At 64.2% G+C, this 14,882-nt stretch carries 17 protein-coding genes; 3 read left to right on the forward strand and 14 right to left on the reverse strand.

The window, feature by feature from the left end:
• Window positions 1-41: 41 nt before the first annotated feature.
• The 3 genes from pstS to IC762_RS23685 form a co-directional block, all read right to left on the reverse strand.
• Complete coding sequence (gene pstS / locus IC762_RS23675; protein ID WP_195784617.1) at window positions 42-1,106, reverse strand: phosphate ABC transporter substrate-binding protein PstS; 1,065 nt, start codon at window positions 1,104-1,106, stop codon at window positions 42-44.
• 73 nt (window positions 1,107-1,179) lie between these two features.
• Window positions 1,180-2,214, reverse strand: coding sequence for a D-alanine--D-alanine ligase family protein (locus tag IC762_RS23680; protein ID WP_195784618.1), 1,035 nt, complete (start codon window positions 2,212-2,214; stop codon window positions 1,180-1,182).
• The gene (locus IC762_RS23685; protein ID WP_246801189.1) at window positions 2,211-3,194 is read right to left on the reverse strand and encodes a putative zinc-binding metallopeptidase; all 984 of its coding nucleotides are present in this window, start codon (window positions 3,192-3,194) and stop codon (window positions 2,211-2,213) included. Before IC762_RS23685 ends, IC762_RS23680 begins: the two co-directional genes overlap by 4 nt.
• A gap of 232 nt (window positions 3,195-3,426) precedes the next feature.
• Between IC762_RS23685 and IC762_RS23690 the strand changes: the two genes are divergently transcribed.
• Window positions 3,427-3,717, forward strand: coding sequence for a putative quinol monooxygenase (locus IC762_RS23690; RefSeq protein WP_195784620.1), 291 nt, complete (start codon window positions 3,427-3,429; stop codon window positions 3,715-3,717).
• A gap of 58 nt (window positions 3,718-3,775) precedes the next feature.
• Here the strand turns inward: IC762_RS23690 and purQ are convergent, their stop codons facing one another.
• The 4 genes from purQ to purC form a co-directional block, all read right to left on the reverse strand.
• Entirely contained in the window at window positions 3,776-4,477 is a 702-nt protein-coding gene (purQ, locus tag IC762_RS23695) for a phosphoribosylformylglycinamidine synthase subunit PurQ (RefSeq protein ID WP_195784621.1), read from the reverse strand.
• Window positions 4,474-5,058 carry a hypothetical protein gene (locus tag IC762_RS23700; protein ID WP_246801190.1) on the reverse strand — a complete coding sequence of 195 codons (585 nt, stop codon included), beginning with the start codon at window positions 5,056-5,058 and terminating at the stop codon, window positions 4,474-4,476. The genes purQ and IC762_RS23700 overlap by 4 nt, the downstream gene beginning before the upstream one ends.
• 13 nt (window positions 5,059-5,071) lie before the next feature.
• Window positions 5,072-5,314 carry a phosphoribosylformylglycinamidine synthase subunit PurS gene (purS, locus tag IC762_RS23705; RefSeq protein WP_195784622.1) on the reverse strand — a complete coding sequence of 81 codons (243 nt, stop codon included), beginning with the start codon at window positions 5,312-5,314 and terminating at the stop codon, window positions 5,072-5,074.
• Window positions 5,315-5,420: 106 nt separating this feature from the next.
• Window positions 5,421-6,188, reverse strand: coding sequence for a phosphoribosylaminoimidazolesuccinocarboxamide synthase (purC, locus tag IC762_RS23710; protein ID WP_016843454.1), 768 nt, complete (start codon window positions 6,186-6,188; stop codon window positions 5,421-5,423).
• Between the two features lie 348 nt (window positions 6,189-6,536).
• On the opposite strand from purC, the gene IC762_RS23715 reads away from it, so the two are divergent.
• Window positions 6,537-6,860: a DUF1476 domain-containing protein gene (locus IC762_RS23715; protein ID WP_195784623.1), complete on the forward strand. Its 324-nt coding sequence runs from the start codon at window positions 6,537-6,539 to the stop codon at window positions 6,858-6,860.
• 34 nt (window positions 6,861-6,894) lie between these two features.
• On the opposite strand, the gene IC762_RS23720 is transcribed toward IC762_RS23715, so the two are convergent.
• Window positions 6,895-7,839: a LysR family transcriptional regulator gene (locus IC762_RS23720; protein WP_195784624.1), complete on the reverse strand. Its 945-nt coding sequence runs from the start codon at window positions 7,837-7,839 to the stop codon at window positions 6,895-6,897.
• 111 nt (window positions 7,840-7,950) lie between these two features.
• Between IC762_RS23720 and IC762_RS23725 the strand changes: the two genes are divergently transcribed.
• Window positions 7,951-8,781 carry an isocitrate lyase/PEP mutase family protein gene (locus IC762_RS23725; RefSeq protein ID WP_195784625.1) on the forward strand — a complete coding sequence of 277 codons (831 nt, stop codon included), beginning with the start codon at window positions 7,951-7,953 and terminating at the stop codon, window positions 8,779-8,781.
• 59 nt (window positions 8,782-8,840) lie between these two features.
• On the opposite strand, the gene cynS is transcribed toward IC762_RS23725, so the two are convergent.
• The 6 genes from cynS to IC762_RS23755 all read right to left on the reverse strand — a co-directional run bounded on the left by cynS (window position 8,841) and on the right by IC762_RS23755 (window position 14,851).
• Window positions 8,841-9,323, reverse strand: coding sequence for a cyanase (cynS, locus tag IC762_RS23730; RefSeq protein ID WP_195784626.1), 483 nt, complete (start codon window positions 9,321-9,323; stop codon window positions 8,841-8,843).
• A 59-nt stretch (window positions 9,324-9,382) separates the two neighbouring features.
• Entirely contained in the window at window positions 9,383-10,309 is a 927-nt protein-coding gene (locus tag IC762_RS23735; protein WP_195784627.1) for an ABC transporter ATP-binding protein, read from the reverse strand.
• Between the two features lie 2 nt (window positions 10,310-10,311).
• Window positions 10,312-11,145: a nitrate ABC transporter permease gene (ntrB, locus tag IC762_RS23740; RefSeq protein ID WP_195784628.1), complete on the reverse strand. Its 834-nt coding sequence runs from the start codon at window positions 11,143-11,145 to the stop codon at window positions 10,312-10,314.
• A 151-nt stretch (window positions 11,146-11,296) separates the two neighbouring features.
• Window positions 11,297-12,682: a CmpA/NrtA family ABC transporter substrate-binding protein gene (locus IC762_RS23745; RefSeq protein ID WP_195784629.1), complete on the reverse strand. Its 1,386-nt coding sequence runs from the start codon at window positions 12,680-12,682 to the stop codon at window positions 11,297-11,299.
• A 108-nt stretch (window positions 12,683-12,790) separates the two neighbouring features.
• A complete protein-coding gene (locus IC762_RS23750) occupies window positions 12,791-13,669 on the reverse strand; it encodes a sulfurtransferase (protein ID WP_195784630.1) in 879 nt (292 codons plus the stop codon).
• A 48-nt stretch (window positions 13,670-13,717) separates the two neighbouring features.
• Window positions 13,718-14,851: an acyl-CoA dehydrogenase family protein gene (locus IC762_RS23755; protein WP_195784631.1), complete on the reverse strand. Its 1,134-nt coding sequence runs from the start codon at window positions 14,849-14,851 to the stop codon at window positions 13,718-13,720.
• Between the last annotated feature and the right edge of the window lie 31 nt (window positions 14,852-14,882).

Genomic DNA, 14,882 nt, shown 5'->3' on the forward strand with positions numbered 1-14,882 from the left:
CCCGTAGCGTCGCCAGACCTGCATGCGGGCCACGCCCGGCGTCAGTGCTTTGCAGCAGGCGATGCGGAGGCCGTCAGTGCTTCGAGACCTTGCTGCCAGGACTGCTCGATCTGCGCGACGAGAGCCGGCGGCAAGGGAACGTAGTTGAGCGTTTCGGCCTGCGACCTTCCGCTCTCCAGCGACCAGCGGAAGAAGTCGATCGCAGTCGCCGCCCTTTCGGCGGCTTTCGACTCCCGCGGCATCAGCACGAACGTCGTCGCCGTGATCGGATAGGCGTCATCCCCCGGCGCGTCGGCGAGGACCAGGCAAAAATCCTTCGCGGCTTTCCAGTCCGCACCTGCAGCCGCGGCCTGGAACGAAGCGGCGTCGGGGACGACGAAGTTGCCCGCACCGTTCTGCACCATGGCGAAGGAGATCTTGTCGAGCCGCTGCAACGCGTAGGCATATTCGAGGTAGCCGATCGAGCCCGGAATCATGCCGACCAGCGATGCGACGCCATCATTGCCCTTGCCGCCGAGGCCAACCGGCCACTCGACGAAGGTCCCTTCGCCGACCATCGCCTTCCATTGCGAGCTGACCTTGGAGAGATAGTTCGACCAGTTGAACGTGGTCCCGGAGCCGTCGATGCGATGCACGACCGTGATCGGCGTGTTCGGCAGTTTCAGATCGGGATTGACGGCGCGGATGGCCGGATCGCTCCACGATTTGATGTTGCCGAGGTAGATGTCCGCAAGCAGCCGTCCGGTGAAGCGGATCTGGCCGGGTTTCACGCCCTCGATGTTGACCACCGGCACGACGCCCCCGATCACGATCGGAAACTGCATCAGGCCGAGCTTTTGCAGCTCCTTCGGATCGAGCGGCATGTCGCTGGTGCCGAAATCGACGGCCGCTTTCTTGATCAGGTTGATGCCGTTGCTCGAGCCGATCGGCTGATAGCTGACGACATTTCCGGTCTTCGCCTTGTAGGCGTCGATCCATTTCGCCATCACGGGCGAAACGAAGGTCGACCCTGCACCCCTGGTCTCCGCTGCCACGGTCTGCGTGGCGAGGATCAGGGCGGTGATGATGATCGGTAGCCCAAGATACTTTCCAAGATGCTTTGTCATCCGCCGACCTTAGCGCGATGAGCGGGACGGCCATATGATCCATGTCACAAAACCGTAACATTGCCCGGAGCCCTTACCCCAGCGACACCCCGGCCTTGGCGCGGCTCATTCCCAGCACCAGGATGCGCTGCAGGAGATCCGGGTAGTCGAACCCGTCATGCTTGGCTGCCAGTGCGAACTCCTGGCTCTTCGCGATTTCCGGATTGGGATTGGCTTCGATGAAATAGGCCGTACCGTCGGCCGTCAGACGGAAGTCGATGCGGGCATAGCCATCGAGCCCGAGCGCACGGTAGATGCGCTTCGCGGTATGCTGAATGCGGGCTGACAGCTCCGGCGCGAGGTCCTTCGCCAGCCCGTCCACGATGCCGACGCGTTCCTGATAGCTGGGATCGTGCTTGGCTTTTTCGGTGGCGATGTGGCGCGCGCGTCGGCCGCCCATGCTGCCGAATTTCAACTCCCACACGGGCAGTGCGCGCAAGCGATTGTTGCCGATGACGCCGACATAAAGCTCCCGCCCCTCGATAAATTGCTCCGCGATGGCGGCCGTCCCGAGGCGCTCGTGAATGAAGGCGACGCGCTCGGCGAGTTTCTCGTCGGTGTCGACGATGGAGGCCTGCGAGATGCCGAGCGATCCATCCGTGCTCAGGCTCTTGACGATCAGCGGCAGCGCCAGACGCGTCGGCCGCTTGACCTTGCGGCGCATCGGAAACACGGCAAAGGCCGGCACCGCGATCCGCCGATGGTGCGCCAGCGTCTTGGACAGATCCTTGCCGCGCGCCAGGATCAGACCGCGCGGATTGCAGCCGGTATAGGGAATCCGCATCAGTTCGAGGAAGCTTGCGATGTGCTGGTCATACGCAACCTGGTAGTGAAACTCCTCGAGCAGGGTGAAGACCACATGTGGCTTGAAGCCTTCGATCTCCTCGCGCACCGGCTTGATTTCTTCCTGCACGCCGAGCGGACGAACGTCGTGGCCGGCCGCGCGCAGCGTGCTGACGACGTCGTATTCCGTCTTGAAGGCGTTGATCTGTTCCGCGGTCAATCCGTCGGTCGAATCCGGCGGCACAAAGTCCGGATGCATGAGCACGAGGATGCGGAGCCGCCTCATAGCGCGATCCATTTGCGCCGCGACGGACCGAACAGCGCGTGCATGGTCTTGGCGGTCAAGAGGATGGTGAAGTTGGTCACGAGCTTCTGCTCGGGGCCGACGGCACGCAGATTGAGCTCGCGGCAGCGCGCGATCATATCGTCAAGCACGGCATCGAGCGTCAGCTGGTTCTCGCCGGTCCAGCGCGCGACCAGCTCCCTGATCCGGGCGCGATGCCGCCTGATGAAGAGCGAGGCCGACTGACTTCGCACATGCCGTGGATCGGCGGAGAACAGCCGCGACAGGTCTCGGTCGTAGGTCTTCGGCGGCCTGAAAGCGTAGAACGCCTGCTTCTTTGCGTAGTGCTCGGCGAGCGTCTGCTTGAGCCTGCTCAGCGGATCGACGCGCTCGCGTGTCGTGACGAGCGGCCGCTCGCCCGCGATCTCACCCATCAGTTCGTCGACATATTCGAGCTTCCTGAGCGCCGGCCACCCCGCATAGCGCATCCGCCAGCTCGAACGTGGCCGCAGCCACACCGCGAAGGTTTCGGCGAAATCCTCGTCCGGATGGCTCTGCGCGTACCAGAGCCGGAGATGCTGGACATAACGCCGGCTGGCCGGATTGGGCCGGTAGTAGCGCGGATAGTGCCTCGAAGACGGGCCGAACAGCTGCTGCCAGCGCCGGCGGCGTTGCAACTGGTAGCCGTGCTGGATGGCATGACCTGCCTCGTGACGGAGAATGGCCATGCACTCCGACCATGTGCCGCCCTCGACATCGAGCATCATCTTCTTCTCGAGCTTCATCAGGCGGGGATGGGCGAGATAAAACGGAATGGCGATGCCCGGCACGTCCGCCGGACTGAACCATTCGCTCGATATCCATGCGTGCGGCCGCAGTCGAATTCCCCGCTCCTCCAGCTCTTCGTGCAGCGTGCTGACACAATCCGCGAGCCAGGTGCCTTCGACCGTCACCCTCAGGCTGCCGAGGCGTTGCTGCAGCAACTGCTCATCGGATAGCTTTTCCCAGGCAAATTTCCGGCTCGGCATAGGCCTCCAACATGGCAACAGCTCGAAATCGAAATGGTGTCATAGGTTTCCGTCGGCAACAACCGCCGAACTCCCACCGCGTTGGCCCTTCCCGCCGACGGCCACGCAACATTTACCCCATTGGCAGTTGACGCACCCGCGTCGCCGCGATCATTTTGCGCCGGCCACGACTCTCGCGAGGCGCCCAATGCAACTGTATTTCTTCGCCCAGTTCTACGCCGCTCCCGGCAATGAAGGGGCTGTCGAGGCCGCGCTCCACAAGGTTGCGGCCCCCTCGCGCGAGGAGGCAGGCTGCCGGCAATTTCACGTCTTCCGCGGCAGCCGCGACCGGACGAGGTTCGTCATCCATTCGATATGGACGGACGAAGCGGCGTTCGATTTCCACGCCACGCTCCCGCATACGGTCGAATTCCTCGCAACCATGAAGGGGCTCGTCGACCGTCCGCCGGACCTGTGCCGCACCGAGATCATTCTGTGACGCGCTGGGCGCGGCGGCATTGAGCTTGCCGATGATCTCGCCCGGCGCGAACGGTCCGTCACGCCGCTTTTTCGTGATGCTGGACCAGCCCGGCGAACAGGCCGCGACCGTCGGTGCAGCCCATGATCTCTTCGACGTGGTTTTCCGGGTGCGGCATCATGCCGAGCACATTGCCGCGTTCGTTGACGATGCCGGCGATCGAATGCGCGGCACCATTGAAGTTGGAAGCCTCGTCCACGGTGCCCTCGGGCGAACAGTAGCGATAGAGCACCCGCCCCTCGCCCTCGAGACGCTTCAGCGTCTCCTCATCCGCCTCGTAATTGCCTTCGCCATGGGCGACCGGCACCCGGATCACCTGGCCGGCATTGTAGCCGCGGGTGAACGGCGTATCCGAGCGCTCGACCCGCATGTGGACGTCGCGGCAGACGAATTTGATCTGCGCATTGCGCATCAGGACGCCCGGCAACAGGCCGGATTCGCAGAGGATCTGAAAGCCGTTGCAGACGCCGAGCACGAGCCCGCCCCTGGCGGCGAAGTCGCGCACCGCGTCCATGACCGGCGCGCGCGCCGCGATCGCGCCGCAGCGCAGATAGTCACCGTAGGAGAAGCCGCCCGGCACCACCACGAGATCGGTGCCTTTGGGCAGCGCCGTCTCGGCGTGCCAGACCGTCGCGGTCTCGTTGCCGGAGGCGAGTTTCAAGGCGCGCGCCATGTCACGCTCGCGGTTGATGCCGGGGAAGACGAGGACGGCCGATTTCAAGACTTCTTCTCCGATTTAATGCCGAGCGCGACCATCACCGCGACCGCAAATTGTGCGAAGTTTGTGGTGCTGTCGCGCTCGCTGCTTGCCGAGCTGATCAGGCTGGCGGAGCCCCGCGGGCCGAACAACATGCCGCTCACCTGATATTCCCTGGCTCCGTTGGGCGCGACCTGGACGCGGCGGACCTTGAACATGCGTGATGCTGCCGTGCCCTTGTCGCCTTCGACGGCGAGAATCGAGGTCTTCTGCCCCGGCACCCGCTGATCCAGGGCTTTGGCGACCTGCTCCTGGAGACCGCGGAACTGGTCCAGGGTCATCGAAGAGTTCGGCGCATAAAGGTGGTAGCTCACCTTCGAACCCGCGCCGCAGCCCGGCTGGTCGCAGGTGAATTTATGCAGATCGCGGACCGGTTGATAACGCCAGCCCTTCACCGCAACCGGCGGCGCCTGCGTCGCGGATGGCGGCGGCGGCGCCGATTGAGCGGATGCACCACCGGCTCCCGCAACCGTGAAGAGGGCGAGCAACAGCGGTGCAACGACGGCGCGACTGCGACCGGAAAAGGCGAGAGCGGCTGTTGTCATCTGGCTCGCCCGGTCAGCTCAGAACCTCGACCCGGTAGTTCTCGATCACGGTGTTGGCGAGCAGCTTGTCGGCGGCGGCCTTCAGCGCCGCCTCCGCCTTGGCCTTGTCGGTCGCCGAAAGCTCGATGTCGAACACCTTGCCCTGGCGAACGCTGGCGACGCCATCGACGCCGAGCGACTTCAGCGCACCCTCGATCGCCTTGCCCTGCGGATCGAGGATGCCCGACTTCAATGTGACAGTGACACGTGCTTTCATTTCAACCTCGTCATTCCGGACGAGCCGCGAAGCGGGTCGATCCGGAATCTCGCGCAAGCAATCTCTGGATTCCGGGTTCGTGCTGCGCACGCCCCGGAATGACGTATTAGCTCTTGACCAGCACCGGGCCGCTTCCGGCCGGCCGCTCATTCTCGATCAGGATGCCGAGCCGCTTCGCCACCTCGGTATAGGCCTCGAGCAAGCCACCGAGATCGCGGCGGAAACGATCCTTGTCGAGCTTCTCGTTCGACTTGATGTCCCAGAGCCGGCAGGAGTCCGGCGAGATCTCGTCGGCGACGATGATCCGCATCATTTCGTTTTCGAACAGCCGCCCGCACTCCATCTTGAAGTCGACCAGGCGGATGCCGATGCCGAGGAAGAGGCCGGTGAGGAAGTCGTTGACGCGGATGGCGAGCGCCATGATGTCGTCGATCTCCTGCGGCGTGGCCCAGCCGAAGGCGGTGATGTGCTCTTCCGACACCATGGGGTCGTTGAGCTGGTCGTTCTTGTAATAGAACTCGATGATCGAGCGCGGCAGCTGGGTGCCCTCCTCGATCCCGAGGCGCTGCGACAGCGAGCCGGCGGCGACGTTGCGCACGACGACCTCGAGCGGCACGATCTCGACCTCGCGAATCAGCTGCTCGCGCATGTTGAGACGGCGGATGAAGTGGGTCGGCACCCCGATGTCGTTGAGGTGCTGAAACAGGTACTCCGAAATCCGGTTGTTGAGGACGCCCTTGCCCTCGATCACCTGGTGTTTCTTGGCATTGAACGCGGTGGCGTCGTCCTTGAAGTGCTGGATCAGGGTACCCGGCTCCGGACCTTCATACAGGACCTTGGCCTTGCCTTCATAAATACGGCGTCGACGGCTCATTGGGATGTACCGTGTTTTGTTGAAATCCATTGATTTGGGTGCTCCGGATGACTTGGGTTACGACCCACGACGGAGCTGCCGCGGAGGCCTGGAACCTGGACATTCCAACTGGAAACAGAACAAGAACCGTGCCTGCTGGCAACCTATCTGATTGGCCCATCCAGCACAATCGATACCGCCCCCTTCGGGGCACTTATACCAGCCCTGTCGCAGGGGCCGGATTCCGCCTGTTTTGCCTGCGGCTTAACGGCTCGTTGTCCTGTCATTTCCGCCTGCTTATTTAGGCAGGCATCGGGGCTGCCGCAACCGACACCGCGGCAGCGCCATTTCAGCAGGGGAACTTCAGCCATGAACGAATTCAACAAGCGCGAGGAAGGTTTCGAGAAGAAATTCGCCCTCGACGAAGAGCAGAAGTTCAAGGCTGAAGCCCGCCGCAACAAGCTGCTCGGCCTGTGGGCTGCCGAGAAGCTCGGCATCTCCGGCGATGCCGCCAATGCCTATGCCAAGGAGGTGGTGGCCGCCGACTTCGAGGAGGCCGGCGACAGCGACGTGCTGCACAAGGTCCTGAAGGACCTCACCGCCAAGGGCCAGGCCGTCACCGAGCGCGATGTCCGCGCCAAGATGGACGAGCTATTGGCCGTGGCTGCGGCGCAGGTGAAGGCGGGGACCTAAGCCGTCGGCGACGCCTTCGCATCAATCCTCGTCTCTACGCGCGCCGGACCCCGTTCCGGCGCGACGTGCTTGTGGGCCTCGTCTTGCCGAAATCGGCGCGGAGGATTTCGAGCAGGCGTCGCGACGCCGCACTGAGGAAGCCACCGCGCCGGGTCACGGCCACGATCTCGTGGCTTGCGGCGAGGTTGCCGACGCGGATGGTCGCGATCGTCGCCGCGCGCATCTCCTCCGCAGCATGGCTTTGCGCGAGCAGCGCAATCCCAAGCCCGGCCTCGACCAGGCGCTTTTGCGCCGTCAGGCTGTCGACCGCCGTCCAGTCGATCTCGCCGAGCCCATGGGTCAGGAACAACGCAAAGACGTGCGCGGCCGTGATGTCGCGGCGCCCCGGCACCTCGGGAAAGGCGATCCAGCGCTCATCCCGGAGATCGGCTAGCCTTGCGACCCGGCGCCCCGCGAGCCGGTGGTCGGGCGCGCAGACCACTTGCAACGTCTCGGCTGACAACACCTCGCAGTCGAGCTCGCCTGAGCGGTCGCGATCGTAGCGCAGCCCGATCGTCGCCTCGCCGCGCCGGATCAGGTCGCTGACTTCGCCGCTGGTCGCGGTGCGCAGCGTCAGGTCGACATCCGGATGCTGCCGGGCAAAGCGCTTGATGACCTTCGAGAGCCGCCCGCCGGCCAGCGTGCCGGTCACGGCAAGCGCGACCGGACCGGAATTGTCGCGCAGCAGCGCGCGCACCGCATGCTCGGCGTCCTGCGCCGCCGCCACCGCGCGCTCGGCATAGGGCACCATCACCCGCCCGGCATCGCTGAGCCGGGCCCTGCCCGCGATCCGCTCGAACAAGGGCACGCCGAGCTCCTCCTCGAGCAATGCGATACGCCGCGAGATCGCCGGCTGCGAGCGATGCAGAACCTTTGCCGCATTGGAGATCCCGCCGCGCCGATGCACGACCAGGAAGGTGTTGAGCGCGTCGCTGTCCATTCTCGCTCCATGCAAAAAGCTGATGATATCTAGCAAAATAACAAATTTGGCTGATGGGCGAAACCGCCCTAGCCTTGCGGCCGATCGATGCCCAAGCAGACAGGAGCCGACATGCGCACCCAGGCGGACAAGGCGGCACGCTTTCGCGAACTGCACCAGCGGCCAAACGCCTTCATCATTCCAAACCCGTGGGACGCCGGCACGGCAAAACTGCTCGCGGCGATGGGCTTCGAGGCGCTGGCCACCACGAGCCTCGGGCTCGCCAACACCCTGGGACAGGCGACCGTCTCGCTCGATGCCGTCATCGAGAATTGCCGGGTGATCACCGGTGCCACCGACCTGCCGGTCAATGCCGACCTCGAGAATTGCGGCGCCGACGATCCCAAGACCGCGGCGCAGGCGATCACCCGCGCGGCCGAGGCAGGTTGCGTCGGCGGCTCGATCGAGGACTCCACCGGCGATCGCGAGCATCCGATCTACGAATTCTCGCTCGCGGTGGAGCGGGTGCAGGCCGCGGTCGAGGCCGCGCGCGCCCTGCCATTTCCGTTCACCCTGACGGCGCGGGCCGAAAACTTTCTCTGGGGACGCAAAGACCTCGACGACACCATCAAGCGGCTGCAAGCCTTCGAGGCCGCAGGCGCCGACGTGCTCTATTCGCCTGGTCTTTATGACCTCGCCACCATCAAGACCGTGACATCGGCCGTGCAGCGGCCGTTCAACCACGTGATGGGCTTTGCCGACCCGACCTTGACGGTCGACCAATTGTCGGCCGCCGGCGTCAAGCGCATCAGCGTCGGCGGCGCCATGCAGCGCCACGCGCTGGCCGCGTTCTTGCGCAGCGCCCGCGAGATGAAGGAGAACGGCGCATTCACCTTCGTCCGCGACATGGCGGTGGTGAAGGACGTCAGAGAGGCGTTTGCGGAGGCGCGAAGCGAACAATGAATGGCGAGTAGCGAATCGAGGAAGACTCTGTTCGCCATTCGCGACCCACTATTCGCGCCCTAACCTTCCTTGAAGCCGTATTCCGGCACGTTGCCGCTGGCGCCGTAATACTTGTACGGCAGGAATTTGCCTGACATCGTGATCTTGACGCGGTCGCCCTTCGGGTTCGGCAGCCGCTCCATCACCATGTCGAAGTCGATCGCCGACATGATGCCGTCGCCATACTCTTCCTCGATCAGCGCCTTCCAGGCCGGGCCGTTGACCATCACCAGCTCGTAGAAGCGATAGATCAAGGGATCGGTCGGCGGCATCGGCATGCCGCGCATCGGCGTCTCGTTCAGCATCGCGGTCTCGGCCTTCGACAGGCCGAACAATTCAGCCGCGTTGGCGGCCTGCGGTTTTGTCAATTTCATCTGGCCGAGAATGGCGCCTGTTATCAGCACCTCGGAATAGCCGCCGATCTTTTCGCAGATGTATTTCCAGGTCCAGCCCTTCTCGCGCTTGATGTCGAGCAGCTTCTCGGTGAGGTCTTCGCGTTTCATGTCCGTCTCCCTCGTTCGTCATGCCCGGGCTTGTCCCGGGCATCCACGTCTTGGTTGGCTCAGATAGACGTGGATGGCCGGGACAGGCCCGGCCATGACGTCTGTGGGTGTGGCTCGGCTCCGGATGCTAGCACCAGATCCGGCAGCCCCGGCCGTACCGTCGGCACGTCGCGCGGATCGTGATCGGTCACGTCAATCGCAAAGCTCTTGCTGCGGCTGACCAGGAAGTCGACGATATGGTTGCGCAGCGCATAGTAGTAGGGGTGGCGATGCAAATCGATGCGGCCACGTTCCTTCGGCAGCGGATTTTCGACGATCTCGGCCAGCACGGCGCCGGGTCCGTTGGTCATCAGGAAGATCTTGTCGGCGAGGAAGATCGCCTCGTCGACGTCATGGGTGATCATGAAGGTGGTCTGCCCGGTCTCGACGCAAATCCGCCGCACCTCGTCCTGCAATGTACCCCGGGTCAGCGCGTCGAGCGCCGAGAATGGTTCGTCCATCAGCATGATCTTCGGCGTGATCGACAGCGCGCGTGCGATGCCGACCCGTTGCTTCATGCCGCCCGACAGTTCCGAGGGATGCTTGTGCTCGGCGCCGGTGAGGCCAACGAGATCGATGAACTTCTGCGCATGCGCCCTCACCCGCGCGCGATCCCATCTGCGCCATTTCGAGCTGACGGCGTAGGCGACGTTGCCCAGCACCGTGCGCCACGGCAGCAGCGCATGGCTCTGGAAGATCACGGCGCGGTCGAGGCTGGTGCCTTCGATGCCCTGCCCGTCGACGATGACGGTGCCCTCGCTCGGCTCGTCGAGGCCGGCCAGGATGTTCAGCACGGTGGTCTTGCCGCAGCCGGAATGCCCGATCACGCAGCCAAACTCGCCGCGCGCCATCGACAGCCACAGATTTTCGAAGATCGTCGTGCTGCCACCAGACGCCGCCGGATAGCGCCGCGCGATGCCTTCGATTGAGATGAACTTGTCGGTCATCGTCACTCCGGAAACGTCACCATGCGCGTGAAGCGCGCCAGCACCTGGTCAAGCAGCATACCGACGACACCGATCAGGAGAATCGCGATGATCACATTGGTGATCGAGAGATTGTTCCATTCGTTCCAAACGAAGTAGCCGATGCCGGTACCGCCGACCAGCATCTCGGCGGCGACGATGACGAGCCAGGCGATGCCGATCGAGATCCGCATGCCCGTCAGGATCGTCGGCGCCGCGGCCGGCAGGATCACCGTGAAGGCGCGCCTGACGGTGCCGACCTCGAGCGTGCGTGCCACGTTGATCCATTCCTTGCGCACGCTGGCCACCCCGAACGCGGTGTTGAGCAGCATCGGCCACACCGAGCAGATGACGATGACGAAGATCGCCGAGATCGAGGAATCCTTGATGGTGTAGAGCGCAAGCGGCATCCAGGCCAGCGGCGAGATCGGCTTCAATATTTGGATGAACGGGTCGATCGCCTTGCTGATCAGGGGCGACATCCCGATCATGAAACCGAGCGGGATCGCGACGATGACGGCGATCAGATAGCCGAGCCCGACGCGGCCGATCGAATAGCCGAGCTGGATGCCAAGCCCCTTGTCGTTCGGCCCGTTGTCATAGAACGGCCGCTTCAGATGCTCCCAGAGTTTGGCGCCGACATCGAGCGGACCTGGCATCGCCGACTTGCCCTGGGTCGCCGTCAACCCCATCAGCTTGGCGTATTCGGGAGACATGTTGGCGGCAGCGCCCGTGCTGCGGGTCGCAAGATGCCAGGCGCCGAGGAAGGCGGCGAGCAGCACGAGCGAGACGATCGCGGCGCGGAGACGGAGGGTCATCGCAACAGCTCCCTCAACCCGTCGTCCCGGCGAAAGCCGGGACCCATACGCCGCGGCTTCGCAATCGGGCACGCGGGGAGACGCCGTGCCTGATCGCCGACAGCCGTGGTTATGGGTCCCGGCCTTCGCCGGGACGACGGACAGCGTTTTCTCACGTCAGCTTCCTGATCTTGAAGCTCGCCAGATAATCATCCGGCTTGGCCGGATCGAACGTCTTGCCCATCACCGCAAAGGATTTGTAGCTCGCCTCCGGCGGCGTCAGCCCCATCTCGGCCATCACCTTCGCCGTGTCGGTGGCGAGGTAGACTTGCTCGGCGACCGCCTTGTAATCGACATCGCCCTTGATCTGGCCCCAGCGCTTCATCTGCGTCAGCATCCACACCGCGAACGACTGCCAGGGGAACGGATCGAAATCGACGCGTTTTGCATCCGTCTTCACGCCGCCGAGGCCGTCAGCATAGGTGCCGGTCAAGACCTGCTCCAACACCGTCACCGGCGCGTTGATGTAATTGGCCGGCGCGATCGCTTCCGCGATCTGCCTGCGGTTCTCGGCCTTGGCGGCGTAGCCGGTCGCATCGACGATCGCGCGGGTCAGCGCGGCGAATGAGTTCGGCGCCGTCGTGATGAACTCGCGGCTCGCCGCAAAACTGCAGCAGGGATGGCCGTCCCAGATCCCCTTGGACAGGATGTGCAGGAAGCCTGCGCCGTCATAGATCGCGCGCTGGCAGATGTTGTCGGGCGCGAGGAAGCCGTCGATGTTGTCGGCGCGCAGATTGGCGACCATCTCCGGCGGCGGCACCGAGCGGAGCTGCACGTCGGTATCGGGATCGAGGCCATGCTCGGCCAGATAATAGCGCAACAGATAATTGTGCATGGAGTAGTCGAACGGAATGGCGAACTTCATGCCCTTCCAGTCTTTCGGATCGCGCCGATCCTTGTGCTTCATCGCGAGCGTGATGCCCTGGCCGTTGATGTTCTCGATCGCGGGCACCGTGAAGGGGATCGCATTGGCGCCAAGCCCGAGCGAGATCGCGATCGGCATCGGCGCCAGCATGTGGGCGGCATCGTATTCCTTGTTGATGGTCTTGTCGCGGATCACGGCCCAACCGGCGGTCTTCACGACGTCGACGTTGAGCCCCTGCTTGGCATAGAATCCGAGCGGCGCCGCCATGATGATCGGCGTCGCGCAGGTGATCGGGATGAAGCCGACCTTGAGATCCTTCTTCTCCGGCGCTCCCGCCTCGGCGAATGCTTCGGTCGCCGTCTTCAGCGGGAAGAATTGCGACAGCGCCGCCAGCGCCGTCGCGGCTCCCACCGACTTCAGAAAGGCACGGCGCGCGACGTCCTGGGGAAACACCGCACGCATCACGGCCGAGGCAACGATGCCTTCGTAGCGCGCCTCGTCGCTGACATCAGTCACCGCCTCGCAGCGCGGCGCGCGCTCGGCATGATCGTGCTCGGCTTTGGAGCAATGCCGGCCGCAGGCGCAGGCCGCAAGTTCACGGTCGGCATCGAAGGCATCGTCGAAGGTGGACATTCACTGCGCCCCATTGTCGCACCGAAGCGTGCAGAGCTCCGCGATCCGGTCAATCATTCACCGTCCAGCCGCGTTTTGCGCCGCTGGACGATGATAAACATGCACGTTCTATGCCGCCTTGCTTGTTGCGGGAGCTGACGTCGGCAAGCCTTCATCGATCGGCAGCGCCGGGTCGCGCGACCATTCGTTCCAGGAGCCGAAATACATCCGCACGTCTTTCACGCCGGCGTTCTTCAGCGCCAGGAAGGTGTTCGAGGCACGCGCGCCCTTGAAGCAGTAGAGATAGACCGGCGTGGTCTGCGAGATGCCGACGGTGGCGCATTCGGCGAGGATCTCGTCCTTCGACTTGAAGCGCTGGCCTTCGCCGGTCGGCTTCATCATGCGGTACCATTCGAGCCAGACCGCGCCGGGGATGCGGCCCTTGCGCGGGCAGAAATCCTTGCCGTAGGGCGAGGAGCTTTCGCCGATCCACTCGTCGACGTCGCGCACGTCGAGGATCGCGACACCGGGCTTGTCGAGCGCCGCGAGCATCGCCTTGGCGTCGATCATGATCTCCCCGGCCTCCGGCACGATCGCAAACGACGCTTTCGCCGGCGCCGGCACGTCGGTCGTGACCGGCAGGTCGGCCGCCTTCCACGCGTCGTAGCCGCCATGCAGCACCTTGACCTTGGGATAGCCGAGCATCGTCAGCAGATAGTAGCCGCGGCAGGACTGGCCGAAGCCCGAGTTCATCGACTGCTCGTAAATCAAGGCAGTCTCGGTACCGGAGAGGCCAGCGCCGCCGAACGCGTCGGCAAATTTGCTCTTGAGTTCGTGCATGCCCTCCGGCGTCGAGGTCGCCAGATAGGTGAAGACGTCATGCACATTGACCGCGCCGGGCAGATGTCCCGCCGCATAGGCATCCGGATTTCGGGTGTCGATGATGACACACGGTTCTTTGGTGACGAGCTCGGCCAGTTCGCCGGCAGTGATCAGAACGTCCGTCATGGCAGCCTCTCCTGTTGTGGTTGCAGTCTTGGTGGTCCCGAACTCTCCTCACCCGTCCGCCAGCATCTTGCGCAGCTGCTTAGTGGCAGGCGTGACGATGGCGACGAAATAGGCTTCGCGCAGCCGGCGCTGGGCGCGGTGGCTCATCAGATAGCCGCGCGCACCGCAATGGAGCATCGCCGCATGCGCGACCGCGACGCTGGCATCGCCGATCCGCAAGCGCAGCGCGACGACGCGGCGCCAGTAGCTGTCGTCGGCATTGTAGGGATCGCGCGCCAGCGTCATCGCTTCCTTCTCGAACTCGGCATACAGCTCGCGGAACTGGGTCGGCTGCTGCGGCAGATAGCGGTTGACATGACCGAGCGGCGCGTGGACCTCGTCCATGATGTTGATGCAGTCCTTCATCAGGCCGAGGCCCATGCCGACCTGCAGCAGGATGAAGCCGGCGCGGATTTTCTTGACGAACGGCGCCGCCGGTTCGGCCAGGATCAGTTCGTCAGGCACGAACACGTCGCGGAACTGGATGCCGTAGGTGCCGGTGCCGTCCATCGCCAAAAACGGCTTGCACGGCGTCAGCTTGATGGCGGGATCGGCGCAGTCGGCGAGGAACATCACGGTTTCCCCCGGCTCGCCTCTGGCGATGCCGGGCGCGTCCTCGCGCTCGAAGATGGTGCCGAAGTAATGGTCCGGGCCGAGATTGGAGACCCAGGGCAGCGCACCGCGCACGATGTAGCCGCCGTCGACCTTGCGGCCCTTCAGCTTCAGCCGCTCGATGCCGAAGAAGCTCTTCATCGGATTGGAGAGCCCGGTGCCGCCGAGCTTGCGCCCACTGGAAAAGCAGTCGCCGAACCGTGCGGCAAGCTTCATGTTGGTGGAGTTGGCCGCGTACCAGACCAGCGTGTTCTGGCACCAGGCCATGAAGGCGGTGGCGCCGCAGACCTCGCCGATCGCCGCCATCGCCTGGATCGCGCAGCGCAGGTCGGCCGGCCCTTCCTGCGGGACGTGGCTGCTCCACGCCCCGACCTCGCCGATCCGGCGCAGGAAGTCGGCGGGATAGACCGAGCCGGCATCGATTGCTGACGCAAGCGGTGCCAGCTCTTGGCGGGCGAGGCGCGCCACCTCGTCCGCAATGGTCGGTGCGGGAGCCTGAGATTCGACCCGCGATAAAGCCAATGAACCCATCGATCGTCTCCGCACCTTGCCTGATTGCCTG

The organism is Bradyrhizobium genosp. L, assembly GCF_015624485.1.
GTDB lineage: Bacteria > Pseudomonadota > Alphaproteobacteria > Rhizobiales > Xanthobacteraceae > Bradyrhizobium.

Excerpts from the sequence above, each read along its gene's own strand:
- pstS (WP_195784617.1), bottom strand. The coding sequence starts at position 1,106 with ATGACAAAGCATCTTGGAAAGTATCTTGGGCTACCGATCATCATCACC.
- IC762_RS23680 (WP_195784618.1), bottom strand. The coding sequence starts at position 2,214 with ATGAGGCGGCTCCGCATCCTCGTGCTCATGCATCCGGACTTTGTGCCG.
- IC762_RS23690 (WP_195784620.1), top strand. The coding sequence starts at position 3,427 with ATGCAACTGTATTTCTTCGCCCAGTTCTACGCCGCTCCCGGCAATGAA.
- IC762_RS23700 (WP_246801190.1), bottom strand. The coding sequence starts at position 5,058 with ATGACAACAGCCGCTCTCGCCTTTTCCGGTCGCAGTCGCGCCGTCGTT.
- purS (WP_195784622.1), bottom strand. The coding sequence starts at position 5,314 with ATGAAAGCACGTGTCACTGTCACATTGAAGTCGGGCATCCTCGATCCG.
- purC (WP_016843454.1), bottom strand. The coding sequence starts at position 6,188 with ATGAGCCGTCGACGCCGTATTTATGAAGGCAAGGCCAAGGTCCTGTAT.
- IC762_RS23715 (WP_195784623.1), top strand. The coding sequence starts at position 6,537 with ATGAACGAATTCAACAAGCGCGAGGAAGGTTTCGAGAAGAAATTCGCC.
- IC762_RS23720 (WP_195784624.1), bottom strand. The coding sequence starts at position 7,839 with ATGGACAGCGACGCGCTCAACACCTTCCTGGTCGTGCATCGGCGCGGC.
- IC762_RS23725 (WP_195784625.1), top strand. The coding sequence starts at position 7,951 with ATGCGCACCCAGGCGGACAAGGCGGCACGCTTTCGCGAACTGCACCAG.
- cynS (WP_195784626.1), bottom strand. The coding sequence starts at position 9,323 with ATGAAACGCGAAGACCTCACCGAGAAGCTGCTCGACATCAAGCGCGAG.
- IC762_RS23735 (WP_195784627.1), bottom strand. The coding sequence starts at position 10,309 with ATGACCGACAAGTTCATCTCAATCGAAGGCATCGCGCGGCGCTATCCG.
- ntrB (WP_195784628.1), bottom strand. The coding sequence starts at position 11,145 with ATGACCCTCCGTCTCCGCGCCGCGATCGTCTCGCTCGTGCTGCTCGCC.
- IC762_RS23745 (WP_195784629.1), bottom strand. The coding sequence starts at position 12,682 with ATGTCCACCTTCGACGATGCCTTCGATGCCGACCGTGAACTTGCGGCC.
- IC762_RS23750 (WP_195784630.1), bottom strand. The coding sequence starts at position 13,669 with ATGACGGACGTTCTGATCACTGCCGGCGAACTGGCCGAGCTCGTCACC.
- IC762_RS23755 (WP_195784631.1), bottom strand. The coding sequence starts at position 14,851 with ATGGGTTCATTGGCTTTATCGCGGGTCGAATCTCAGGCTCCCGCACCG.